The 22,836-nt window shown below is 55.9% G+C and carries 18 protein-coding genes, 1 tRNA gene and 2 pseudogenes; 14 read left to right on the top strand and 7 right to left on the bottom strand.

All coding sequences use genetic code 11. The annotated features are described in order from the left end of the window. Nucleotides 1-13 precede the first annotated feature (13 nt). From atzF to AB4O40_RS24330, 8 genes and pseudogenes are all read left to right on the top strand, one after another. A complete protein-coding gene (atzF, locus tag AB4O40_RS24365) occupies nucleotides 14-1,792 on the top strand; it encodes an allophanate hydrolase (RefSeq protein WP_223541827.1) in 1,779 nt (592 codons plus the stop codon). Nucleotides 1,793-2,012: 220 nt separating this feature from the next. After that, entirely contained in the window at nucleotides 2,013-3,506 is a 1,494-nt protein-coding gene (locus AB4O40_RS24360) for a sensor domain-containing diguanylate cyclase (RefSeq protein ID WP_056720706.1), read from the top strand. After that, nucleotides 3,493-3,711: a cysteine-rich CWC family protein gene (locus AB4O40_RS24355; RefSeq protein WP_056720708.1), complete on the top strand. Its 219-nt coding sequence runs from the start codon at nucleotides 3,493-3,495 to the stop codon at nucleotides 3,709-3,711. Before AB4O40_RS24360 ends, AB4O40_RS24355 begins: the two co-directional genes overlap by 14 nt. Nucleotides 3,712-3,745: 34 nt before the next feature. After that, entirely contained in the window at nucleotides 3,746-4,438 is a 693-nt protein-coding gene (locus tag AB4O40_RS24350) for a pseudouridine synthase (protein ID WP_223541826.1), read from the top strand. A gap of 312 nt (nucleotides 4,439-4,750) precedes the next feature. After that, nucleotides 4,751-5,635 (top strand): alpha/beta fold hydrolase, encoded by an 885-nt coding sequence (locus tag AB4O40_RS24345; RefSeq protein ID WP_056720712.1) that lies wholly within the window; start codon nucleotides 4,751-4,753, stop codon nucleotides 5,633-5,635. Between the two features lie 179 nt (nucleotides 5,636-5,814). Next, nucleotides 5,815-5,888: transfer RNA gene (locus AB4O40_RS24340), tRNA-Gly, on the top strand. 176 nt (nucleotides 5,889-6,064) lie between these two features. Beyond that, a pseudogene (locus AB4O40_RS24335) lies at nucleotides 6,065-6,302 on the top strand (Arm DNA-binding domain-containing protein); the annotation flags it as partial. Between the two features lie 295 nt (nucleotides 6,303-6,597). Further along, nucleotides 6,598-7,179: a GGDEF domain-containing protein gene (locus AB4O40_RS24330; RefSeq protein ID WP_460057663.1), complete on the top strand. Its 582-nt coding sequence runs from the start codon at nucleotides 6,598-6,600 to the stop codon at nucleotides 7,177-7,179. A 417-nt stretch (nucleotides 7,180-7,596) separates the two neighbouring features. Here AB4O40_RS24330 and AB4O40_RS24325 read toward each other — a convergent pair whose 3' ends face one another. Continuing rightward, the gene (locus AB4O40_RS24325) at nucleotides 7,597-13,536 is read right to left on the bottom strand and encodes a DUF4347 domain-containing protein (RefSeq protein ID WP_460057666.1); all 5,940 of its coding nucleotides are present in this window, start codon (nucleotides 13,534-13,536) and stop codon (nucleotides 7,597-7,599) included. A 286-nt stretch (nucleotides 13,537-13,822) separates the two neighbouring features. Between AB4O40_RS24325 and AB4O40_RS24320 the strand changes: the two are divergent. Next, nucleotides 13,823-14,392 (top strand): annotated as a pseudogene (locus AB4O40_RS24320) (transposase); the annotation flags it as partial. Between the two features lie 353 nt (nucleotides 14,393-14,745). On the opposite strand, the gene AB4O40_RS24315 reads toward AB4O40_RS24320, so the two are convergent. Further along, nucleotides 14,746-15,324, bottom strand: a complete 579-nt coding sequence (locus tag AB4O40_RS24315) for a tetratricopeptide repeat protein (RefSeq protein ID WP_460057669.1) — start codon at nucleotides 15,322-15,324, stop codon at nucleotides 14,746-14,748. 264 nt (nucleotides 15,325-15,588) lie between these two features. Here AB4O40_RS24315 and AB4O40_RS24310 point away from each other — a divergent pair, with 264 nt between their 5' ends. The 5 genes from AB4O40_RS24310 (at nucleotide 15,589) to AB4O40_RS24290 (ending at nucleotide 19,459) form a co-directional block, all read left to right on the top strand. After that, a complete protein-coding gene (locus AB4O40_RS24310; RefSeq protein WP_460057672.1) occupies nucleotides 15,589-16,728 on the top strand; it encodes a PDDEXK-like family protein in 1,140 nt (379 codons plus the stop codon). Between the two features lie 100 nt (nucleotides 16,729-16,828). After that, entirely contained in the window at nucleotides 16,829-17,731 is a 903-nt protein-coding gene (locus AB4O40_RS24305) for an EcsC family protein (protein WP_460057675.1), read from the top strand. Nucleotides 17,732-18,210: 479 nt separating this feature from the next. Continuing rightward, a complete protein-coding gene (locus tag AB4O40_RS24300; protein WP_150782939.1) occupies nucleotides 18,211-18,420 on the top strand; it encodes a hypothetical protein in 210 nt (69 codons plus the stop codon). A gap of 165 nt (nucleotides 18,421-18,585) precedes the next feature. Then, on the top strand, nucleotides 18,586-18,927 hold the full coding sequence (locus tag AB4O40_RS24295) for a hypothetical protein (RefSeq protein WP_110661027.1): 342 nt from the start codon (nucleotides 18,586-18,588) through the stop codon (nucleotides 18,925-18,927). A gap of 73 nt (nucleotides 18,928-19,000) precedes the next feature. Continuing rightward, nucleotides 19,001-19,459 carry a hypothetical protein gene (locus AB4O40_RS24290; RefSeq protein WP_460057680.1) on the top strand — a complete coding sequence of 153 codons (459 nt, stop codon included), beginning with the start codon at nucleotides 19,001-19,003 and terminating at the stop codon, nucleotides 19,457-19,459. A 173-nt stretch (nucleotides 19,460-19,632) separates the two neighbouring features. Here AB4O40_RS24290 and AB4O40_RS24285 read toward each other — a convergent pair whose 3' ends face one another. The 5 genes from AB4O40_RS24285 to AB4O40_RS24265 form a co-directional block, all read right to left on the bottom strand. Beyond that, the gene (locus tag AB4O40_RS24285) at nucleotides 19,633-20,226 is read right to left on the bottom strand and encodes an Sbal_3080 family lipoprotein (RefSeq protein WP_110661029.1); all 594 of its coding nucleotides are present in this window, start codon (nucleotides 20,224-20,226) and stop codon (nucleotides 19,633-19,635) included. A gap of 566 nt (nucleotides 20,227-20,792) precedes the next feature. After that, the gene (locus AB4O40_RS24280) at nucleotides 20,793-21,602 is read right to left on the bottom strand and encodes a hypothetical protein (protein WP_460057683.1); all 810 of its coding nucleotides are present in this window, start codon (nucleotides 21,600-21,602) and stop codon (nucleotides 20,793-20,795) included. 55 nt (nucleotides 21,603-21,657) lie between these two features. Beyond that, a complete protein-coding gene (locus tag AB4O40_RS24275) occupies nucleotides 21,658-22,017 on the bottom strand; it encodes a hypothetical protein (protein ID WP_460057685.1) in 360 nt (119 codons plus the stop codon). Beyond that, nucleotides 22,014-22,523, bottom strand: a complete 510-nt coding sequence (locus tag AB4O40_RS24270) for a hypothetical protein (RefSeq protein ID WP_460057687.1) — start codon at nucleotides 22,521-22,523, stop codon at nucleotides 22,014-22,016. The genes AB4O40_RS24275 and AB4O40_RS24270 overlap by 4 nt, the downstream gene beginning before the upstream one ends. Beyond that, a complete protein-coding gene (locus AB4O40_RS24265) occupies nucleotides 22,520-22,783 on the bottom strand; it encodes a hypothetical protein (protein ID WP_460057689.1) in 264 nt (87 codons plus the stop codon). Before AB4O40_RS24265 ends, AB4O40_RS24270 begins: the two co-directional genes overlap by 4 nt. Nucleotides 22,784-22,836: the final 53 nt, after the last annotated feature.

The following is a 22,836-nucleotide window of genomic DNA, read 5'->3' as shown; positions in this document are numbered from 1 at the left end:
AAGGACGCATGTCATGAACATCAATCTGCAACTCGACGCCCTGCGCAGCGCTTATCGCGAAGGCCGCACCACGCCACGGCAATTACTGCTGCAACTGCGGGACAAAGCCGCCGCGCTGAACCCGGACTATCACCTGTTCATCCACTTGCTCAGTGTCGATGAACTGGAGCCTTATCTCGCCACCCTCGACGGTCGCGACCTCGACAGCCTGCCGCTGTATGGCGTGCCGTTCGCGATCAAGGACAACATCGACCTGGCGGGCATTCCGACCACGGCGGCGTGCCCGGCATTCGCCTACGTGCCGGAGCGTTCGGCGACCATCGTCGAACAACTGCTGGCCCTTGGTGCGATTCCGCTGGGCAAGACCAACCTCGACCAGTTCGCCACGGGGCTCAACGGCAGCCGCTCACCGTACGGCGCGTGCCCCAACAGCGTATTGCCGGAGTATCCGTCGGGCGGCTCCAGCGCCGGATCGTCACTGGCGGTGGCGCTCGGGGTCGCGAGCTTTGCGCTGGGCACCGACACCGCCGGCTCCGGGCGTGTGCCGGCGGCGTTGAACAACCTGGTCGGCCTGAAGGCCACCAAGGGCCTGATCTCGACAGCCGGCGTGGTTCCGGCCTGTCGCACGCTCGATTGCGTCACCACCTTCACCGCCACGGCGCGGGAAGCCAGTCAGTTACTGGCGCTCACCGCACGCCTCGACCCACGGGACGAATACAGCCGCAGCAACCCGCTGTGGAACGACGGCTCGGCATTCGGTACCCCACGCCCCTTCCGTTTCGGCGTACCCCGTGCACAGGACCTGCAATTCTTCGGTTGCCCTGAAGGCCCGCTGTTGTTCGGTGATGCCATCGACCGCCTCAAGGCCCTCGGCGGCGAAGCGGTGGAACTGGACCTGTCGCCATTTCTGGAGGCCGCGCGCTTGCTCTATGAAGGCCCGTGGGTGGCCGAGCGCTACAGCGTGGCCGGGGAGTTGATGGCGCAAAACCCGGAGGCCGTGTTGCCGGTGATTCGCGCCGTGTTGGCCAAGGCACCCGCCGTCGATGGTGTGCAAACTTTCCGCGCCCAATACCGGCTGCAAGCGCTCAAAGCCCTGTGCGACACAGCACTGGAAGGCCTGGATTGCGTCGTCACGCCGACCATCGGCCGCCCGGTGACGCTGGCGGAGCTCGAGGCCGAACCGGTGCTGCGCAATTCGGAACTGGGCTACTACACCAATTTCATGAACCTGCTCGACTACGCCGCCGTCGCCGTGCCCAGCGCGTTCATGGACAACGGCATGCCGTGGGGCGTGACGCTGTTTGGCCGCGCCTTTACCGATCAGTACCTGTTGAGCGTGGCGGATGCCTTGCAGCGTCAGCAAGGCCTGGCCGCGCCTGCACCGGCGACGGTTGCCCGCCACGATCGGGCGCGCCTGGTGGTCTGTGGTGCGCACCTGGACGGGTTGGCGTTGAACTGGCAGCTCAAGCAGCGCGGTGCCCGCTTGGTGGAAACGACATTCAGCTCACCGGATTATCAACTCCATGCCCTGGCCGGTAGCCCGCCGTTTCGTCCGGGCATGGTCCGCGTGAAGGATGGCGGCGTGGCGATTGCGGTGGAAGTCTGGGAGTTGCCGAGCAGCGAGTTGGGTTCGTTCCTGACCGGAATTCCGGCGCCACTGGGGTTGGGCAAGGTGCAACTGGCGGACGGTCACTGGGAGAGCGGGTTTATCTGCGAGGCCTATGGGTTGGAGGGCGCGGTGAACATCAGCCATCTGGGCGGGTGGCGGATGTATCTGAAATCACTGGCTTAAACACACTCAACCCTGTGGGAGCGAGCTTGCTCGCGATAGCGTCAGCACATTCACGATTGATGTGACTGACACACCGCCATCGCGAGCAAGCTCGCTCCCACAAGGAGCACCTGCAACCTCCGTGGAACATTGGAACGACCATTCGCGGCGCACATGAAGCAGTTATTTCCCCGCAGTGCCATTAGAATGCAACCATCGGATGACTGCCAATGGAACTACCATGTCGCTTCGCTCGCCGCTGTACTCTCAACGTTCGTTGGTGCTCACGCTGGTCGCGTTGCTGGGCGCTGGTTTCCTCGCCACCTCCTTTCTCAGTTACTACGCCTCCCGGGCCTCGATCCGCGACAACATCGTCAACACCGAACTGCCGCTGACGTCGGACACGGTCTACTCGGAAATCCAGAAAGACCTCGTCAGGCCGATCCTGATTTCCTCGATGATGGCCCGCGACACCTTCATGCGCGACTGGGTGGTCAACGGCGAAAAGGACTCCGACCAGATGACCCGTTACCTCAACGAGGTCATGACCCACTACGGCGCCTACACCGCATTCTTCGTCTCCAACACCAGCCTGACCTACTACCACGCCAAGGGTGTGCTCAAGCAGGTCAAGGCCACCGAGCCCCGCGACGCCTGGTACTTCCGTGTGCGGGACATGAAGGATCCGTACGAGATCAACGTCGACCCGGACCTCGCCAACAAGGACAACCTGACCTTCTTCATCAACTACAAGGTCTACGACTACAACAGCCGATTCATCGGCGCGGCCGGGGTGGGCCTGACCGTTGACGCCGTGATCAAGCTGATCGACAAGTACCAGCAGCGTTATCAACGCAGTGTGTATTTCGTCGACAACTTCGGGCGCCTGGTGCTCACCGGTGCCGAAGGGGGTCCGCAGGGTGCGCATATCGGGCAGAAGCTCGACGAACTCGACAGCATGAAAGACCTGGTCAGCCGGCTGCCCAAACCCCACAGCGGCAGCTATGAATACTCCGTGCAGGGCCAGGGACACTTCCTCAATGTGCGGTTTATCCCGGAGCTGAACTGGTACCTGTTCGTCGACAAACGCGAAGACAGCGCCCTCGGTGACATCCGCCAGTCGCTGTACCTCAACCTGCTGATCTGCCTGCTGGTGACCTTGATCGTGCTGGCCCTGCTCAACCAGGTGATCAAACGCTATCAGGACAAGATCCAGGCCCAGGCCATCCTCGACAGCCTGACCGAACTGCCCAACCGTCGCGGCTTCGACCTGCTGGCCGCGCAGGCCATGCAAGAAGCCCGGCGCGAGCCCAGGCCGCTGACCGCTTTGCTGCTGGACCTCGACCGGTTCAAGGTGTTGAACGACACCTATGGCCACCTGGCCGGCGATCAGGTATTGATTGGCTTTGCCCGGGATCTGAAGAGCTGCCTGCGGCACTCCGACATCGTCTGCCGCTGGGGCGGTGAAGAGTTCATCGTGCTGCTCAAGGACACCGACGGCAGGACTGGCCTGATGATTGCCGAGAAAATTCGTCAGCACGTGGAACAACAGCGCTATGCCTACAACGGCCAGGCCTTGCATGTGACCGTCAGCATCGGTATCACCACCCTGCAGCCCGATGACACCTTGCACAGCCTGCTGTCACGGGCGGATCATGCGATGTATCGGGCCAAGCAAAGTGGCCGTAACCGAACCTGTGTGGAAATGTCTCACTCCAGCTATGAACCAGCCTGACCTCTGCCCCGCCTGCGGCGCCCCCAACGACTGCACCCTGGCCGATCCGCGAACCGCTGACCGCGCCTGCTGGTGCTACGGCGTCAGCATCGACCCGGCCGTGCTCCAGGCGCTGCCGGCGCAACTGCGCGACGCCTCGTGCCTGTGCCCGCGTTGCGCCGAGGTCGAGGCGCAGTTGCAAGCAGCGCCCGAATCGATCAAGTAAGATGCGCGCCCCTTTATTCACCGATCCTTAAGTCATGCGTGTCGACCGCTTCCTCAGCAACCTGCCGTGCTTCAACCGTAAGCAAGTACGCCTGTTGCTGGTGGAAAAACGCGTCCGGGTTGACGGAAACGTCGTCAGCGACCCGCACAGCGAAGTCCGCGAATTCAGCCGCGTCGAAGTCGACAACGAGGTGCTGCAAGTCGGCAAACCCCTGCGCCACTTCATGTTGCACAAGCCCGCCGGCTGCGTCAGCGCCACCCGGGATCCGCAACACCCGACCGTGCTCGATTTGATCCATGAACCGGACAAGGACGAACTGCACATCGCCGGACGCCTGGATTTCAATACCACCGGCCTGATGCTGATCACCAACGACGGCAGCTGGTCGCGGCGCCTGACCCAACCGCAGACCAAGCTACCGAAGGTCTATTACGTCGAAACCGAGCAGGACATCGGCCCCGAATACGCGATCACGTTCAGCCAGGGGCTGTACTTCGCCTTCGAAGACCTCACCACGCAACCGGCCGGGCTAGAGCTGCTCGGGCCAAAATGCGCGCGCCTGAGCATCGTCGAAGGCCGTTATCACCAGGTCAAGCGCATGTTCGGCCACTTCAACAACAAGGTGATGCGCCTGCACCGCGAACGCATGGGGCCGCTGCTGCTCGACGACGCGTTGAAACCGGGCGAATACCGCCCACTGAGCGCTGAAGAGATCGGATCGATCTAAGCCAGCGACCGCTCAGCAGAAGTTGTCGAACAATTTACCAAAGGCACTTGCGCATTGATGTGACCCCTGCTTGAATCAGGACGTCGGCCGAAATGTGACCGACGAGTCACCCCATACTTCTAAGAAACTTTTTGCCGGTAGGAACCCAAGGGTTCCGGCCTCATCCGGCAGACTGCCCGCCAATAACAATACCCGTCGACCGGACTGCAATGGATCGACATGGGCCTCTCAAATTCCAGGCGTATGCCTACCTGTCACAAAGCTCGTGCAATCTCATTTGCGCGCATACCCGCTTGCCAGGAGTCTTATGACATGAGGCCAGAAATCGCTGTGCTGGATATACAGGGTCAGTACCGGGTTTACACGGAGTTCTATCGCGCAGACGCCGCAGAGAAGACCATTATCTTGGTCAACGGCTCGATGGCCACGACTGCGTCGTTTGCACAAACCGTGAAAAACCTCCATCCGCAGTTCAACGTCGTCTGCTACGACCAGCCCTACGCGGGCCGGTCAAAAGCCCACAACCTGCATGAAAAAATGCTCACCAAGGAAATCGAAGGGCAGATCCTTATTGAGCTGATCGACCACTTCGCCGCCGAACACGTGCTGTCGTTTTCCTGGGGCGGTGCCGCGACCATGGTCGCGCTTTCCCAACAGCCGCGACGCATTGAAAAAGCGGTGATCAGCTCGTTCTCCCCGGAAATCAACTCGCATATGCTCGATTACCTCGAGCGCGGCGTGGATTACCTCGGCAACCGGGACGGGGACCGGGTCGGCAACCTGGTGAACAGCACCATCGGCAAACACCTGCCAACGTTGTTCAAACGCTTCAATTATCGGCACGTCAGTTCCCTGGCCGAGCATGAATACGGGCAGATGCACTTCCACATCAACGACCTGCTGCAAAGTGATCGCCAGTGCTTTTTCAAAGCTGCGGAGAAAATCAACGTACCGGTGTTATTCATGAACGGCGAATGGGACGAATACACCGCCGCCGATGGCGCCCGATTGTTCGCCAATCACGTGCAACACGCCACCTTCACTACCTTGCAGGCCACCGGGCACTTTCTCGACATGGAACACAAAGCCGCTTGCCGGGACAGCCGCAATGCACTGATGGGCTTCCTGAAGCCGGCACCGCATGAAAGCCGACCGCGTTACCACTACGTCCAGGACCACCATGCATTGTCCATCTGAAACAGCGTCATCGCGAGCAAGCCCCGCCCTGCTGCGTTAAACGTATTCTGCAGGCGCGAGGTTTGCCCGCGATCGACCGTCATGGGGTCCGGGCTTTTTGTCATATCGTGTTAAACCCGCTCCACGTAAAGAAAAACTTCAAATTCGCGGCCGTATCTGGTACAAAGTCACCGCTCTGAGCGGGTGTCGTATAATGGCATTACTCCAGCTTCCCAAGCTGATAACGAGGGTTCGATTCCCTTCACCCGCTCCAACATTATGTTTTCAGGTACTCCCGAGTAATCCTGCAAACACCGAAACCCCAAAGAACCCGGCCTATTGAGCCGGTTTTTTTATGCCTGCATATACCCCTATACCCCTATGTATGCCTTGGCATTATGTATGCCTGCTTGTATGCTCATGCAAGAGACGAACTTAGGCATACAAAAAATGAAGCGGAAAGATATCAAGCGCCGCCCTCTATCCGACACAGCCCTGTCCGGCCTGGAGCCGGAAGCGACTGCCTACAGGGAAAAGGACGGGGACGGCCTGTACTTTCGCGTGAAGCCAAACGGCACCAAGTCGTGGGAGCTTCGCTACAAGAAACCGGACGGTAAGTGGAGCTGGCACGGTCTTGGCGGTTATCCTGATCTCTCAGGCGCCATGGCGCGCGAAAAGGCACGAGAAGCTAAACGCCTGGTCGCCAGCGGCACTGATCCGGTACAGCATAAAGCCGCCCAACGGGTCGCAAAAGAAACAGCCTGTGCCGACACCTTTGGTGCTGCCGCCGAATACTGGTATCAGCGCAAAGCTCAGGACGGTCAGCCGCCGGTTGGCGTTCGACTTCTGCCTCGAATAAGCAGGACGAGGAGCGTTTTGTCCGAGACTTCGTCGATCCGCAGCTTGCTCTACGGGTGCAGTTCTATAGCGAACCACTCATACCGACGTTCAACGCTCTATTCCTGAGCTGGAATGGTCTCGGATTGTTACTGTTGGTTGGCATACTGGCTTGCTTGTTTCTCATCAACTGGCTTGTTGCACAACTGATCGATGCCTATCTGTTGCAGTATCGAGCCGCTACCCGCGATTTTCTTACTGGCTTGTACAATCGTAGGGAAGCGATGACATTAGCCGGCGCCGAGTTGGCGAGAACGTCGCGTAGACACGGTTCGTTGTGCATGCTGATGCTGGATATCGACCACTTCAAAAAGGTCAATGACACCTACGGGCATGACGGAGGTGATGAGGTATTGAAATTCTTCGCGCAGCTACTTATCCGGACTATTCGCCAACAGGATCTGGCCGCTCGTTTTGGCGGGGAAGAGTTCCTCATTTTGCTGCCAGACACGGAAATCTCCGGCGCACGACTAATGGCCGAACGTGTGATACAGACCCTGCACACTTTGTCGCTCGACTACGCCACTTCCCGTATCAAGGTCACTTGCAGCCTGGGCGTCACCGCTTGGAGGGGCGCTGATGACACGTTTCAGGACATGCTGATCCGGGCTGACTCGCTGCTTTACCAAGCTAAACAACAAGGGCGTGACCGATACATTAGCGATTGAGACGGACTCCCCAGCCCCTCAGTTTCTGGTGAAAATTGCCGTTTACCGCGACAGGCTGCAAAGGGTCGTTTCCAGCCTATCGCGACAGGCAGAAATCGGCCAGGAGCAGTCATTCGAGATATGTCCTCTAAGCAGACGCCCCCTACCTGCCCCGAGTTTATTGGTACGTATCACTTTGAGTTGCCCCGACAAAGTGCAACGAAAAACACATTTACTAAGCCCTGAAATCAAGACTCGTCCGTCCCATTTTGTCTTGTTATGTGTAGCACCTGAGGTGCACTTAACTGTGACAATGATGAGATTGAGGCGCTACGAGGTCTTGCTCATATCTACGGACAGAACAATGACACTGAGAAGCGAGCGGAAGAAATCCTAGTGCTCACCAAGCTCGAAAGAGCCCCCCTATTCTGTTATCTGTCAGAGGGTGAAGTCCAAAGTCGCCAGGCTGGTAACTCCTATGAGCTGTATGGCGAATTCGGCGGTGTTATCGGCATCCGTGTTGCCGTAGAGCACACCGTTCGCAACCTTCAGCTGTCCTGCCGAGGTAAAGGCGCTGGTGTTGCCGATGATTTCACGGAAGGAGTCATTGCCAGTCGTGGCCGTGTTGGCATCCAGCGTCGACAAGTCAATCTTATCGCTACCCCGCACGAAGTCGCTGATCACATCCCAGCTGGTGCTGGTCAGTCCCGTTTCGCTGAAAGCGTTGAAGTCGAAGATGTCGTTACCGACACCACCAGTGAGGACATCCTTGCCTGCCCCACCTACCAGGCGGTCATTGCCGACACCACCCGACAGCATGTCGTTGCCGACCCCGCCGTCGAGCACGTTGGCCGCACTGTTGCCGGTCAGCGTGTTGACCAGGCTGTTGCCTGTGCCATTGATAGCTGAGGCGCCGGACAGGACGAGATTCTCCTGATAGTTGCCCAAGAGCCGGTTGACGCTGGCAATGACGGTATCGACGCCGCCAGTGCTGGAGGTTTCGCTGACCACATCGGCGGCGCTGTCGACATAGTAGGTGTCATTACCCAGTCCACCGACCATGGTGTCCGCGCCAATGCTGCCATTGAGCACGTTGGCTGCACTGTTGCCGGTCAGCGTGTTAGCCAGGCTGTTTCCGGTACCATTGATAGCCGCGGCGCCGGACAGGACGAGATTCTCCTGATAATTGCCCAGAAGGCGGTTGACGCTGGCAATGACGGTATCGACGCCGCCAGTGCTGGAGGTTTCGCTGACCACATCGGCGGCGCTGTCGACATAGTAGGTGTCATTACCCAGTCCACCGACCATGGTGTCCGCGCCAATGCTGCCATTGAGCACGTTGGCCGCACTGTTGCCGGTTAGCGTGTTGGCCTGGCTGTTGCCTGTGCCATTGATAGCTGAGGTGCCGGACAGGACGAGATTCTCCTGATAATTGCCCAGAAGGCGGTTGACGCTGGCAATGACGGTATCGACGCCGCCAGTGCTGGAGGTTTCGCTGACCACATCGGCGGCGCTGTCGACATAGTAGGTGTCATTACCCAGTCCACCGACCATGGTGTCCGCGCCAATGCTGCCATTGAGCACGTTGGCCGCACTGTTGCCGGTTAGCGTGTTGGCCTGGCTGTTGCCTGTGCCATTGATAGCTGAGGTGCCGGACAGGACGAGATTCTCCTGATAGTTGCCCAGGAGGCGGTTGACGCTGGCAATGACGGTATCGACGCCGCCAGTGCTGGAGATTTCGCTGACCACATCGGCGGCGCTGTCGACATAGTAGGTGTCATTACCCAGTCCACCGCCCATCGTATCCGCCCCACCGCCTCCGTTGAGTATGTCGTCACCACTGTCGTCGCTGAGCACATTGGCCGCACCGTTGCCGAGCAGGGTGTTGGCCAGGCTGTTGCCGGTACCATTGATAGCCGCGGCGCCGGACAGGACGAGATTCTCCTGATAATTGCCCAGAAGGCGGTTGACGCTGGCAATGACGGTATCGACGCCGCCAGTGCTGGAGATTTCGCTGACCACATCGGCGGCGTTGTCGACATAGTAGGTGTCATTACCCAGTCCACCGACCATGCTGTCCGCGCCAATGCTGCCATTGAGCACGTTGGCTGCACTGTTGCCGGTCAGCGTGTTAGCCAGGCTGTTGCCGGTACCATTGATAGCCGCGGCGCCGGACAGGACGAGATTCTCCTGATAGTTGCCCAGGAGGCGGTTGACGCTGGCAATGACGGTATCGACGCCGCCAGTGCTGGAGATTTCGCTGACCACATCGGCGGCGTTGTCGACATAGTAGGTGTCATTACCCAGTCCACCGACCATGCTGTCCGCGCCAATGCTGCCATTGAGCACGTTGGCTGCACTGTTGCCGGTCAGCGTGTTAGCCAGGCTGTTGCCGGTACCATTGATAGCCGCGGCGCCGGACAGGACGAGATTCTCCTGATAGTTGCCCAGGAGGCGGTTGACGCTGGCAATGACGGTATCGACGCCGCCAGTGCTGGAGATTTCGCTGACCACATCGGCGGCGTTGTCGACATAGTAAGTGTCATTACCCAGTCCACCGCCCATCGTATCCGCCCCACCGCCTCCGTTGAGTATGTCGTCACCACTGTCGTCGCTGAGCACATTGGCCGCACCGTTGCCGAGCAGGGTGTTGGCCAGGCTGTTGCCGGTGCCGTTGATCGCTACTGCGCCGGACAGGGTCAGCGTCTCCTGGAAGCTACCCAAGGTGCGAGTGACGGTGGAGATGATGGTGTCGATACCGCCGGAGGTGGTATCGCTGGACTCGGTTACCACATCGCTGGCGTTGTCGACATAGTAGATGTCGTCGCCCAGTCCGCCGATCATTGTGTCCGCACCGGTATAACCATTGAGTACGTTATTGCCGGAACTACCCGAGATACTGTCATCGGATTTGCCTCCGATGATATTTTCGATTTGGGACAGAACATCCGTACCGATATCGGTGCCGCTAGCTGTGCCTGCGGAGAGATTCACCGCGACTTTCGCTGCCACACTGGTGTATTTGACGGTATCAGCCCCGGCACCACCCACATAGGTGTTGTTCCCGGCGCCGTCACCCCCCACTATCAGATCATCACCATCCCCCGCATCGACACGGTCGTTGCCCGTGCCTGCGTACAGAATATCCTTGCCTTTCCCGCCCTTGAGTTGGTCATTGCCATCCCCGCCCACCAGTTCATTGCCTGCATCATTGGCCTGCATGACGTTGTCGAGGGCATTGCCTGTTCCTTTGGAGGCTCCAGAGCCGAGCACGAGATTTTCGACGTTGCCGGCTATGATGTAGTCGATGGTAGCGACGACGTTGTCGACGCCTTCACCTGTAACTTCCTTGACCAGGTCGCCAAGGTTATCGACGTAGTAGGTGTCGTTACCGGTGCCGCCGGTCATGGAGTCGTCGCCCCAGTTACCATTCAAGATGTCATCGCCGCCGAAGCCGCTCAGAGTATCAACCCCGAGGCCGCCCTCTAACGTATCTGCACCAGCGGTTCCTTCAATAGTCAGCGGCTTGAAGTTATAGGCATTGATGGACGACGACTGAATGCCCACGAGTGTCAATGTGGTTTGATAACCGTAACCATCTTGGGCTGCTCCATCTTTGTCCCATTGGAGCAACGTGTCACTTCCTCTTTGCTCCAGACGCAGGTACCCAAGATCAAAGCGCATCGGGTTCCCGCCAGAGTAGCCGAAGGTGCCGCCAGCGCTGGCATCCAGCAGGGAGGACACATCAATGACATCGCCCCCCATCCCGGCCGCGAAGTCTGTCACCGTCCAGCTTTTGTTGTAGAAATACTGGCTGACCTTGAAGGTGTCAGTTCCAGCGCCACCTTCAACACTCACACTGCCATTGGGGTTCCATATAATAACGTCGAACAGGTCGTTACCCTCTCCGCCAAACGCCAAGTCGGTTTCAGGAATGCCTGACCAGCCCGTTTGAATGGAAAACCTATCATTACCTGCGTTCCCCCGGAGCGTGTCATTACCCTCTGAGTATCGCTCGGTTAGATAGTCGTCTCCGTCTCCGCCCACCAGGTTGTCGTTGCCCGAGTCGCCGTACAAATGGTCAGCGCCTGCTCCACCCAGAATCGTGTCATTACCTGGGCCGCCTTGGATGGAGTCACCGGACCAGGCGTCATCCGCCTCGTCACCACCTTCAAGCCAGTCATCGCCTCCACTACCGGTAATCTGGTCAGAGCCGCCCCCACCCAAAATGGTATCGTTAAAGTAACTGCCTGCCAGGGTATCTGCCCCTGCGCTTCCGGTCAGAGACAGCCCTGGGATAGCGGCGCCGCTGGGGTCGATTCCATGCAAGAAGTTTTTGAAATCCAGATTGCTCTTATTGACGCCCTGCAATACGAGGACAGTCTGGTTTGAATAGTTGCTTCCAAGGCCGTCCTTGTCCCATTGCAGCCAGGAGTCGGCGCCTGACTGCACCAGTGACAGATAACCCGAGCCTGTAGCGAATGGGTTGCCGCCAGAGTATCCGAAGGTACCGCCAGCACTGGCGTCCAGCAGGGAGGACACATCAATGACATCGCCCCCCATCCCGGCCGCGAAGTCTGTCACCGTCCAGCTTTTGTTGTAGAAATACTGGTTGACCTTGAAGGTGTCAGTTCCAGCACCACCTTCAACACTCACACTGCCATTGGGGTTCCATATAATAACGTCGAACAGGTCGTTACCCTCTCCGCCAAACGCCAAGTCGGTTTCAGGAATGCCTGACCAGCCCGTTTGAATGGAAAACCTATCATTACCTGCGTCCCCCCGGAGCGTGTCATTACCCTCTGAGTATCGCTCGGTTAGATAGTCGTCTCCGTCTCCGCCCACCAGGTTGTCGTTGCCTGAGTCGCCGTACAAATGGTCAGCGCCTGCTCCACCCAGAATCGTGTCATTACCTGGGCCGCCTTGGATGGAGTCACCGGACCAGGCGTCATCCGCCTCGTCACCACCTTCAAGCCAGTCATCGCCTCCACTACCGGTAATCTGGTCAGAGCCGCCCCCACCCAAAATGGTATCGTTAAAGTAACTGCCTGCCAGGGTATCTGCCCCTGCGCTTCCGGTCAGAGACAGCCCTGGGATAGCGGCGCCGCTGGGGTCGATTCCATGCAAGAAGTTTTTGAAATCCAGATTGCTCTTATTGACGCCCTGCAATACGAGGACAGTCTGGTTTGAATAGTTGCTTCCAAGGCCGTCCTTGTCCCATTGCAGCCAAGAGTCGGCGCCTGACTGCACCAGTGACAGATAACCCGAGCCTGTAGCGAATGGGTTGCCGCCAGAGTATCCGAAGGTACCACCAGCACTGGCGTCCAGCAGGGAGGACACATCAATGACATCGCCCCCCATCCCGGCCGCGAAGTCTGTCACCGTCCAGCTTTTGTTGTAGAAATACTGGTTGACCTTGAAGGTGTCAGTTCCAGCGCCACCTTCAACACTCACACTGCCATTGGGGTTCCATATAATAACGTCGAACAGGTCGTTACCCTCTCCGCCAAACGCCAAGTCGGTTTCAGGAATGCCTGACCAGCCCGTTTGAATGGAAAACCTATCATTACCTGCGTTCCCCCGGAGCGTGTCATTACCCTCTGAGTATCGCTCGGTTAGATAGTCGTCTCCGTCTCCGCCCACCAGGTTGTCGTTGCCTGAGTCGCCGTACAAATGGTCAGCGCCTGCTCCGCCCAGAATCGTGTCATTACCTGGGCCGCCTTGGATGGAGTCACCGGACCAGGCGTCATCCGCCTCGTCACCACCTTCGAGCCAGTCATCGCCTCCACTACCGGTAATCTGGTCAGAGCCGCCCCCACCAAAGATAGTGTCGTTATCGACCGTACCTTCCAGAGTGTCGTTGCCGTCTGTGCCATTGATTGCACTCAAGGTACCGGCTTGACTGCTGAGATCGAGCGTGCCTGCCTCGATTTCTCCTTTCTGGACTTCCAGCTGCGAATCTCCTCCCAGGCGTGTCGATCCGCTCAGGTCATCCGATGCAGCCACATCGGCTCCGGTGATCTGTGACAGGCTGTCGATGAACTGCCGGCCGAGGTCCCCCTGCGCCACATTGCATCCATAGAACAGGATGTCTCCGGTCTCAGTCAGGGTCGATCCGATGACCTGCAGCGAGTTTTCGTATTGGTATAGATTGCTGGAGTCCAGAACCGTCGACCCCAGGTACAGAGATCCAGGGCTGCCGTGCGAGATGATTTGAATTGAATCCAGATTTTCATAGCCAGCAGCTGCTGTTTGAATCTGCAAGACGCCATCCTTGTCAGCATCCAGCAGCACCCATCGGATGTCAGCCCCAAAAGTGGAGATCAACTTTTGGTAGTCAAAAACGCGGCTATCGACGAAAACGAGATTCCTGGTCATTCAAAATATCCTTGAGTAGGCGATCACTTCCGTCCGATTGCAGCAAAGGCAGGAGCGATTCAAGCAGCGGCCGTTGCAGAAGCCAAGTGCAACGAGGTTACGGAACTGAAGCACTTGCATGATGCCGCAATGCCATCGCTACTGTCATGACATCAATCAGACATTTTCAATAGCTGCGGGCTGCAGGTTGCCCACGCTTAATTGCAGTCCGTTTCAGCGCCTTGCATCCCTTTGGCTCGACTGTGTTCTGAGGACGCCACACGGGATGCGCGGAGGGGCAATACCAGGGATGCACGGGTACGGCACCGCGCCGATGCTGGCCTGGATGGTGGAGGAAAAAGACATCGAGCCGCATGTGCCGGTGTGGGACAAAACCGAGCGCAAGAACAACAGTTTTTCGAGCAACGATTTCCACTGGAATGAAGAGGCTGAGGAATACCGCTGCCCGGCCGGAAACCCATTGCGCAGCGAATGGCGAGCCTTCAAAAATGAGCGTTCACACGTCACCAAAGCCAACACCCTCATCTTCCGGTCCCGGCAGACCGACTGCGTTGCCTGTCCGATGAAAGCCAAGTGCTGCCCGAACACTGCGTGCCGCAAGATCGCCCGCAGCGTCCATGAAGCCGCGCGCGATGTGGCTCGGCGAATCGCAGCGACACCTGCGTACGTGCGCTCTCGCCACGAACGTAAGAAGGTCGAAATGTTGTTTGCCCACCTCAAGCGCATCCTGAAATTGGATCGCCTGCGACTACGTGGCATGAGTGGCGCGACTGATGAATTCACGCTGGCCGCTGCGGTGCAGAACCTGCGACGGCTGGCCAAATTTACATCTCAAGGGCCACCTGCCACGGGATAGGTGCGCCTGCACGAAGCAAAAAACCTCAAATTAGCCCAATAACAGAGCAGCAAAGGTCAACGAAGAGCCGAGAAACCACTCGATGTGGTGAGTAGGTTCTCCGATGGTGGTCGTGCCTGAGTTCAGGCCAGCTGAAAATCCGACTTTTTCAACAGAATCGGCCATTTCCGGTCAGTCGTGAATGGTACAAACTCGCCCGCGCGCCTCGCTAAGGTTCTAGATCTTTGCTCTGAGGGGGGATTAACATCCCTCCTTCTCGATGCCACATTTATCGTATTTCATACCGCAGATCATTGAGCACCTGCGACAGATTCACGCGACATCGCAATGCCTTTACTGCCCCCCCGATTTACTCATCTCTTTGGCTGGTATTTTTCAAAATACTGTCCCGCTAGTTTTTGCATTACTTCAAGTTGGGAATTGGATAGTTTTTTAGCCACCAGATCTCGAGCCTCAGTGGCGCTGGTATTTCCATTTGCAACAGCGACCGATAACCACACATATGCCTGGCTGTAGTCTTGTGGGATGCCACTACCGGAGGCATAGCCGAGGCCAAGGAGGAACTGGGCATCGGAATGCCCCTGTTCGGCGGCCTTGCGGAACCAGGCCACCGCCTGCTTTGTGTCCCTCCCAACACCTATACCCTGGTCGTAGCAGATTCCAAGGTTGTACTGGGCATCGACGAGCCCCTGTTTCGCGGCCTTGCGATACCAAGCCACCGCCTGCCGAGAATCCTGCGCTACGCCCTCACCGTTTGCGAACCTACGTCCGAGGGTGTACTGGGCAGCGGCATCGCCCTGCTCGGCCCTGTGCTGAATCGCGGTGAGCTCCTCGGCGGAATACACATGGCTGGCCGGCTCTAGTAAGCACAGCGCCAGGAAGACCGCGCGGGCATAGCGCTGGTAACGGCGGGTTACGGTTGACTGGCTCATGTCCTAGCGCTCACTGATCACAATAGAACCAGCTTAATGGAGAGACGCGTATAGCTGCTGAGTGATTGATTTACAGCCTAAAGATTCCGGATTACTCAGTGCGATGCGACTTCGCAAAACGCTTCATTGGCAAGGTCTCAACGGTCGACACAACTGTAAACCAAGACTTGCATGATGCCAGCAACATCAAATAGCCATTACCTCGGAGCGTGATTTCCCTGATACTGCGTGCCGTAATTCGGCCTTAATCAGGGATCCTCTCTCATGGACGATTTTTTGCAAACCGTGGCTCTGCTGCGTGCGAGGTATCAGCGCCCGGCAGGCTTCAACCTCTTCTCCGTACTCCGCAGCTCAAGTGACGAGGTTCGGCTTCACTCGCGCTTCCTCGCCTTCCTGCTCGACCCTAAGGCTACCCACAATCAGGGAGCAGTGCTGCTGAATCTCCTGTTGAAGCGACTGGGCATCCAGAACTTCGATTCAGAGAATGCGATAGTCGAGGTTGAGTACCAGAACATCGACATCCTGGTCCGCAACCATTTCAAGCAGGCAGTGATCATCGAGAACAAGATCTACGCCGGTGATCAGGACGAACAGCTCTGGCGCTACCACCAGCGATTGCAAGCGGAAGGCTACGGCGAGATTTGGACCACGTACCTCACCTTGGATGGTTCCGAGCCCAGTGAACAGAGTCGCAAGTCCCTGCCTGTAGTTCTTCTCAGCTACGAAGCCGAGATCATCGCTTGGCTGAAGGACTGTATCCCACTGGTTGCCCGCGAGCCCGGCGTGCGGGAAAGTGTTTTCCAGTACATCGAGCTACTCCAAAAGTTGACATCCAGTGACCAAGGCGAGATCTACATGAACAAGCTGAAAGAACAGATCCTGCTGGGCGAGAACCTCTTCGTGATCGCCGACATCAACCATGCATTCAAGTCCGTCTTGGCCGACCTACAGTTCGATATTTGGGAGCGCATGACGGCTTGCCAAACGAGCCGGTATCCACACCTCGGCAAGCCCGAAATTTCGGCCACGAAGGAGGCGGTTTCCGCCTATTACAAGAAAGCCAAAAACAGCAAATACATTGGTCTCTCTTTCCCCTTCACGTTTATGAATGGTGGCGTGTACATCGAACTCAACCACCGCCTCTACTGTGGCTACTATTGTGACAGTGAGCAGTTCCCGGAAGAACGGGAGCACCTATTGGCGCTGAGTCGAGAGATCGCACGCAACACTCGCAATTCGGGCAGCCTGTTCTGGAAGTTCTCTAAGTACAACGTGAACCTACATGCCCCTTCCAATGAGGACCTGGCGCTCCTCCGAGATCCGGTTATGAGGGAGTCGATTGCCGTCAGCCTGATAGATGATGTGCACGAACTGTGGCAGCGCGCTCACCAGCAGTTCGCCTAGCCAAGCATTAAGAATGCTTTCTGATTGACGTTAAATATTTTGCTTTCGAATTCTTATTGATACAGCCAAGTCACTCGCAGCCACCAGTGAGACCAAAAAAATGCCCAACCTATCCACTTATGAAAAACACGCCCTAAAAGAGATACACAACTGGAAAAACCCCGAAATTGGCTGGTTTGGGCAAGCGATGAAAATTATCAACCAACCTTTAGATAAAGCGGGAGACTTACTACTGGATACACCAGGTGTAGGGTTCGCGATCCAAAAATCTATTGAGGGGCTTACCAGCATCTGTAACGACGCAGCCCAATGGAGCGTGCGCCCCGAAGCAATATTTGAAGAGTTTCGCTCCGTTGGCCATGGCGATGTAAAAACCCACAAAGACTTAATCCAGTTAGATTTGGAGGATATAGACAAGGTCGTGGGCTGGCTCGCTGCCAAATACAAAGGGATCGCGCTTGTCGAGGGTGCTGGAACGGGCACGCTAGGGCTTCCCGGGATTGCTATTGACATACCTGCTCTTATCGCACTTAACCTACGAGCGATTGGTGAGTATGCGGCATATTACGGCTTTGATAGCTCACGACAAGAAGAGCGGCTCTTCGCTTTCAACGTTCTAGGGCTTGCCTCATCGCCTACCGATGCGTCTAAAGCTCTCGCTATGGCACAGTTAGTTAAAATTGCCCAAGACATCGCAAAAAAATCAACATGGAAGCAACTCGAGAAAAGCGTATTCGTACAAATTATAAAAGAAATTTGCAAGGCTCTTGGAATAAGGTTAACCAAAGCTAAACTAGCACAAGCAGTCCCCTTGATGGGAGCCGCCGTAGGCGGCGGTTTTAATACATACTTCACTATGAAAGTATGCGATGCGGCGTTCTATTTATATCGCGAACGTTTTTTGGCTCAAAAATATGGCGGGGCCGTTATTGAGGTGACAGTTCCACCTGCGCCTGATCTCGATCCACATTATCCGGAAGCTGATATTAATATCGACGACTAAACATATTAAAAAACGACGGATTTATTTCTGGGAACTGACATAGACTCCCACAAACCTGACCGATTGCTGCCGCTGGCGAGTGGCAGCTTCGGGTCGATTCTGTTGAAAAAGTCGGCCATGGTTTCCAAGGCCGAAAAGTACGCGCTTGACATTGAAATCTTTACTTAGAACAGAGGACTCTGGACTCAGATTTCACTTAGCTGCGCGCTAAAAAGAGGTTTTCAGCAGTCAGTATGCGGGCAGTCTGGAGGGACCGACTTTTTCAACAGAATCGGTCGCCTGCTGCCGGTCGACCACAACGAAATTCCACCTTCTCCCTCACCCCCTGTAGCAAATTTTAAGCAACCGTTTTCGGCTCCAATCCCGAACACTATCACAGCGGTCCAATCACCTTGCACACAGGTGTCCAGCCTCCATCAATCGATTCGCTCGATGAGTTTTTCATGCTGCTACGCTTTCCTTTTCACTGAGGAATTACGATGCCCAATTCAGACTTGCTCCCTTCCCTTCTTTTCAAGATCAATGAAAACCAACTCGCCCTAGAAGCCGCCATCATGGAACTCACGAATTGGGTCGAGCAGAGGGGAGCTGTAGATGTCGCTGAAAACGTACGCGGAGCCTTGGATGCGATCGACCGCAACGAGGAGTTCATCAAGATGACACTCGCGGTGATGATGACGCCGGAGTGACGGCTATCGGATGTGGATTCAACCGGCTAATTGCCGTCACTCGGAATCGACATTTCTCCTAGATAGAGAGCTGACCAAGAACCTGAAGATCCCCACTCCTACGCGGCTTTCGTGCTGCTCTCGCGTTGGTGATAGAGTCTCGCCACATCTTAACGAGGGAACGATATGAAATTGTTCGTAGGTGCTTTGGTGGTGGCGATGTTGGCGGGTTGTGCTGACTCTGGCCCCATAAAAGTTGGCCCAGACACCTACACGATTTCAACGCGTGTTCCATTCGGTGGTCCTGCCTCCGCGAAAGGGCAAGCGTTGAAGGAGGCGAACGCGTTTTGTGTGTCCCAGGGAAGGGAAATCCTCCTCGACCATATGCAGGCGAACGAATGCGCACTACACGGCGGGTGTGGGGAAGCAGAGATATTTTTCTTTTGCCTAGCCTTGAGTGATCCGAATCTGAAGCGTCAAAAATACAGCCCCGATCCGACTCAGAAGATCGAAATTAATCAACGGTAGACAGCTCCTATAGTGAGTTCTCGTCAGCTGAGTGGTTATCGGGGCATATTTTGAGTTGGCCAAGGGAGGTTTTATGAAAAAAGTGTTGATTTTAATGCTCGCGACTCTGATCACTGGATGCTCTACAAGCGGCACATCCGTTTTGATCGGTGAAGGTGGTGTGCTACCACCCACAGACCCAGGCTCGATCTCGCTGCTTCTGGAACCACCGCAGAAAAAGCACAGCGTAATTGCGCTGGTTGAGGGCGTCGCGGCAACAGATGATTACTTCACGAAAGCAAAGACTGAGGCCGCTGCGATTACGGCCATGAAGGAAGAAGCCGCAAGGATTGGCGCAAACGCAATTGTACTAACCGGTAAGGGCACCCAGCCTTATGGCCAAGTAACGGTTGGTAACAGCACTGGCTCGGCGTACGGTTCCGCAACGGCTACTGGCCTCAACGCCAACGCTTACGCCACCACCGTCAGCTCTTCGATGGGCTGGGAAAAGATCACTTTTAGCGGCACAGCAATCCGATACACGGATGAGTAGGCTGCTGCCTTACATGCAGTAACACTCGAGCGACCGCTCAGCCTACGTCTTTTTTGGCCAGAAGTCGCCGACTGGAAGACAATCATGAAACCGATTTACACTCATTTGGCCACGACTGGAAAAATTAATCCGTCCCCTTTTTTCATTAAGCACTACTACAACTGCGCCAAAGCCTATTCAGCCATGATCCGCTTGTAGCGCTTCTGGTACTCCTCATAGGGAAGGCCCTGCTGTTCCAACTGTTTGATCTGTTGTTGTTGGTAAGCGTCTTTTGTCATGAGTGCGGCACCGGTCCCGGAATTTGACTTCTTAACTCCCTTCAAACCTGCAGCACCATTTGGAAATAGCTGATTGGTCAGCTCTGTGATTTTTTTCTCAGCAATAATGAATTTATCAATTACCCGGCCGCTACCGCTACGCGAGTCATATTCAGCGTGGCCGACCTGCTGGCCGTACTGATAAACACGGATATCTGCATAGCTCATGTAAATAGCCATGTCCCAGGACCAGGTACCGATATAAGTCGTCGAAAGAGGGCAGCTAGACGGGCTGCTGCCTGGTGGGATCTGACGCGTGTGGAATCCTTTGTTTTTGAGCAGGTTTTCATAGGTAGTGTTGAATCCCTCTCGTAGTCCTTCGGCGGGGATCAGACAAATTTCTGGCGTCATCTCGGAAGACAGCTCAGCAGGTGTCACGGTTTGCTTGATGCTGCAACCAGATGCCAAAAAAGTTGCTGTCAGGACGAGAGGTATATAAAGAGCGCGCATGTTGACCTTCGTGTCATGAATGAGCCAAGGACGTTATCACGGCGTTGCCAGTCAAGCAGGCTAACAAGCGGGACGCGCCGTGCAGATATTGAGGATCAGTTTATAGTCGGAAGGGGGGCCAGCCTTTCATTTGGCGACAGTGCTTTTTCAGTTCATGGCAATCCGTGACCGTTAATCTGAGATTGCACAGCGTTGCTTGAGCCATGCCCCTCTCCGGACGTACCGATAGGTCGTCAGTGGCGTGCAAATTCCCGGCTGAGGTGAGAAATCCCAGGAGTCAGCTTTGGGTCGATTCTGTTGAAAAAGTCGGCCATGGTTTGCGCATCAGAAAAGTACGCGTCCGAGATTGAAATCTTTACTTTTGGCAGGGCTTCCCGGACTCGGATTTCACGTAGCAGCGTGCAAAAAAGGCGTTTTCACCAGTCAATGATCAGGCAGTTTGGGCAGACCGACTTTTTCAACAGAATCGGTCGATTGTGGCCCTTGCGAGGGCCTGCTTGGGGTCGCGGCCGATCCTTGGGACAAACCCTGAGAGGCCATATCTTCGATCGCGTTCACCTCGACGTCTACAGGCCCCTGGTGGTGGCTTTCAAGCACGCCTTGCAAGCTTCGAAGCCCAACGATTTCAGAAAGCTCTCCTGATGAGATCGATCATGACTTTTCCGGTAATACTGGCTAAGCATGGATTTCAATACCCGTTTGTAGGCATTATGCCATTTCCTGTCTAGGTCACTTGCCTGGGGGCTATCAACCACGCGCCTTGGCGCAAAGGTCCGATTTTTGACTTCAGGGTGCGCCGCCTGAAATGCCTTGGCCTCGCGAAGGTGTTGTTCCAGTGCCTGTTCCAGGGCCGCCAGAGTAAGCAGACTGAATTCGCTCTGGCCGGAATTAATGTATTCAATCCTTTGTGGTCTGTTTTTGAGCAAGAACTGGGCTTCTAATGAGTTTAGGAATTTTTCCTGATCACCCTGCAACAGGTGTTTGTTTGCCTCTGCAAACACTCGGAATTTTTCGATCTCGTCGGGGCCCTTGGCTTCGATTTCCGGCGGAATGGTGAAATTCAAATAGTCCGACTTCAGGTAGTCGCAGGAGCTGTCGAAGTGATATTTCAGCGGCCCATTGCTTCTGAACAGATGCCTGCCATCATTTCGTTGTGCCTTGGTGCCCGAGATCCTGAATTGTTCAATCCCGGACGCCACCAGCAACTCGGCATACAACGACTTCAACTCTATCGTTGAAAGTATCCAGGCCAGGTCTTCTTTATAGACCGCCTTTCTGACGTGCTCATCCACTTGGTCGATCGATTCGAAATAGAGATGTTTCAATGCACCCATGCTGCTGTTGGTCAAGTAAACCTGCGCTTCTTTGACTTCCACGTCCCCTCCTTGAATCTGCCAATTCATTGCGCTATGTCTAGGCCGAGTGGCGTATTTACAGCGAAGGACGCTTGTTCTGCAGCCCGGTTTGTACAGTGATCACGTTCGCCTTTGCCAACAGGTCCAACGCGCACCCAGGTTGGAACATGCAATCCTGCTTGAGTGCTTGTTCAGCGGCATCCATGATCGAATCGGCATACTCGAAGGTGGAGGCCACATAGGCCTGCAGACGCGATGAGAGGACTTCGGCGACAAGCCCAGTTGCACTTTTTCCGGACAGTTCAGCCACTAGATCCAGCATAGCTGAGACTTTTTCGCCGGGGCGTACATTGACCATGGTGTGTTGTTCTGCCCGTGCTTCTATCTGGGCTTCGCCAATAGCCTGGATGACGGTCGAAAGAATACCGATGCTCATTTTTTCACCCCTGCCAGCTTTTTTTTGATTCCAATGAATGTTTCGCTGTTGTAGGCATCTTCAGGCGCGCTGGGATCCGGCATCATTTCATACGGCACGTTGAACGCCAGGATGTTCTTCAACAGGTGCTGGCACTCAGAACCGATGGCATCGAATACCCAAGGTCGGGACAACGCATCGTAAGCAGCGCGCTCATCGGCGGTTTTGGCCAGCAGCGCCCGCGCGTCTCGATCAGGAATGCTCATCAGCTCATCGAGCAACACGTCATGCAGGAGCTTATTAATCAGCACTGAGCGTGAGACGCCTTCGTGCTCTGTCAGGGCATCGAGCAGATACAGGTCGTGTTGCTTGATACGCACATTGTATTTGCGCTCGCTTTTTACCCGTTGAAGCGATTCGGGGGTGGCTGTGTCGGCAAAGGCGTCGGGGTGTATCTCAAGGCTGTAATCACCATCGAGGATCGACCCTTTGCTTACCGAAAAGCTTCTGGCGTTTTCAGGACTCATGAATGTGTTCTCTTAGTATTGGAGTAGACGGTGATCAGGGTCTCGCCCTCGATGACAAGCGATGCACCACCACGCCGTGCCAGCTGCTCGAGCATTTTCAGTTCTTCACGTTTCTGTTGGAGCAAGGGGGCAATGGCGCGCTCCGGGAGTACAAGTCTGTCTCCCCGGGCATTCCAGTCACCAAGGGTGAGAATCGCCCCGATCATGGCTTCTGAAATGCCACGTTGCCTCATTCGATTTTGCAGATGCGCGGTTTGCATGTCGTCATCACTCGTGTTGTGTTGATGGTCGACAATATAGCCATTTAAAAGAC

The sequence above is a fragment of the Pseudomonas sp. S2_F07 genome (genome assembly GCF_054668325.1).
The sequence above is the reverse complement of the archived record's forward strand: the minus strand, read 5'-3'. Positions and strand labels throughout refer to the sequence as shown.

Bases quoted from the DNA above. Each gene is read 5' to 3' on its own strand.
- AB4O40_RS24315 (WP_460057669.1), bottom strand. From the start codon at position 15,324: ATGAGCCAGTCAACCGTAACCCGCCGTTACCAGCGCTATGCCCGCGCG.
- atzF (WP_223541827.1), top strand. From the start codon at position 14: ATGAACATCAATCTGCAACTCGACGCCCTGCGCAGCGCTTATCGCGAA.
- AB4O40_RS24275 (WP_460057685.1), bottom strand. From the start codon at position 22,017: ATGAGCATCGGTATTCTTTCGACCGTCATCCAGGCTATTGGCGAAGCC.
- AB4O40_RS24290 (WP_460057680.1), top strand. From the start codon at position 19,001: ATGAAAAAAGTGTTGATTTTAATGCTCGCGACTCTGATCACTGGATGC.
- AB4O40_RS24270 (WP_460057687.1), bottom strand. From the start codon at position 22,523: ATGAGTCCTGAAAACGCCAGAAGCTTTTCGGTAAGCAAAGGGTCGATC.
- AB4O40_RS24295 (WP_110661027.1), top strand. From the start codon at position 18,586: ATGAAATTGTTCGTAGGTGCTTTGGTGGTGGCGATGTTGGCGGGTTGT.
- AB4O40_RS24310 (WP_460057672.1), top strand. From the start codon at position 15,589: ATGGACGATTTTTTGCAAACCGTGGCTCTGCTGCGTGCGAGGTATCAG.
- AB4O40_RS24285 (WP_110661029.1), bottom strand. From the start codon at position 20,226: ATGCGCGCTCTTTATATACCTCTCGTCCTGACAGCAACTTTTTTGGCA.
- AB4O40_RS24265 (WP_460057689.1), bottom strand. From the start codon at position 22,783: ATGCAAACCGCGCATCTGCAAAATCGAATGAGGCAACGTGGCATTTCA.
- AB4O40_RS24305 (WP_460057675.1), top strand. From the start codon at position 16,829: ATGCCCAACCTATCCACTTATGAAAAACACGCCCTAAAAGAGATACAC.
- AB4O40_RS24300 (WP_150782939.1), top strand. From the start codon at position 18,211: ATGCCCAATTCAGACTTGCTCCCTTCCCTTCTTTTCAAGATCAATGAA.
- AB4O40_RS24350 (WP_223541826.1), top strand. From the start codon at position 3,746: ATGCGTGTCGACCGCTTCCTCAGCAACCTGCCGTGCTTCAACCGTAAG.
- AB4O40_RS24355 (WP_056720708.1), top strand. From the start codon at position 3,493: ATGAACCAGCCTGACCTCTGCCCCGCCTGCGGCGCCCCCAACGACTGC.
- AB4O40_RS24345 (WP_056720712.1), top strand. From the start codon at position 4,751: ATGAGGCCAGAAATCGCTGTGCTGGATATACAGGGTCAGTACCGGGTT.
- AB4O40_RS24360 (WP_056720706.1), top strand. From the start codon at position 2,013: ATGTCGCTTCGCTCGCCGCTGTACTCTCAACGTTCGTTGGTGCTCACG.
- AB4O40_RS24325 (WP_460057666.1), bottom strand. From the start codon at position 13,536: ATGACCAGGAATCTCGTTTTCGTCGATAGCCGCGTTTTTGACTACCAA.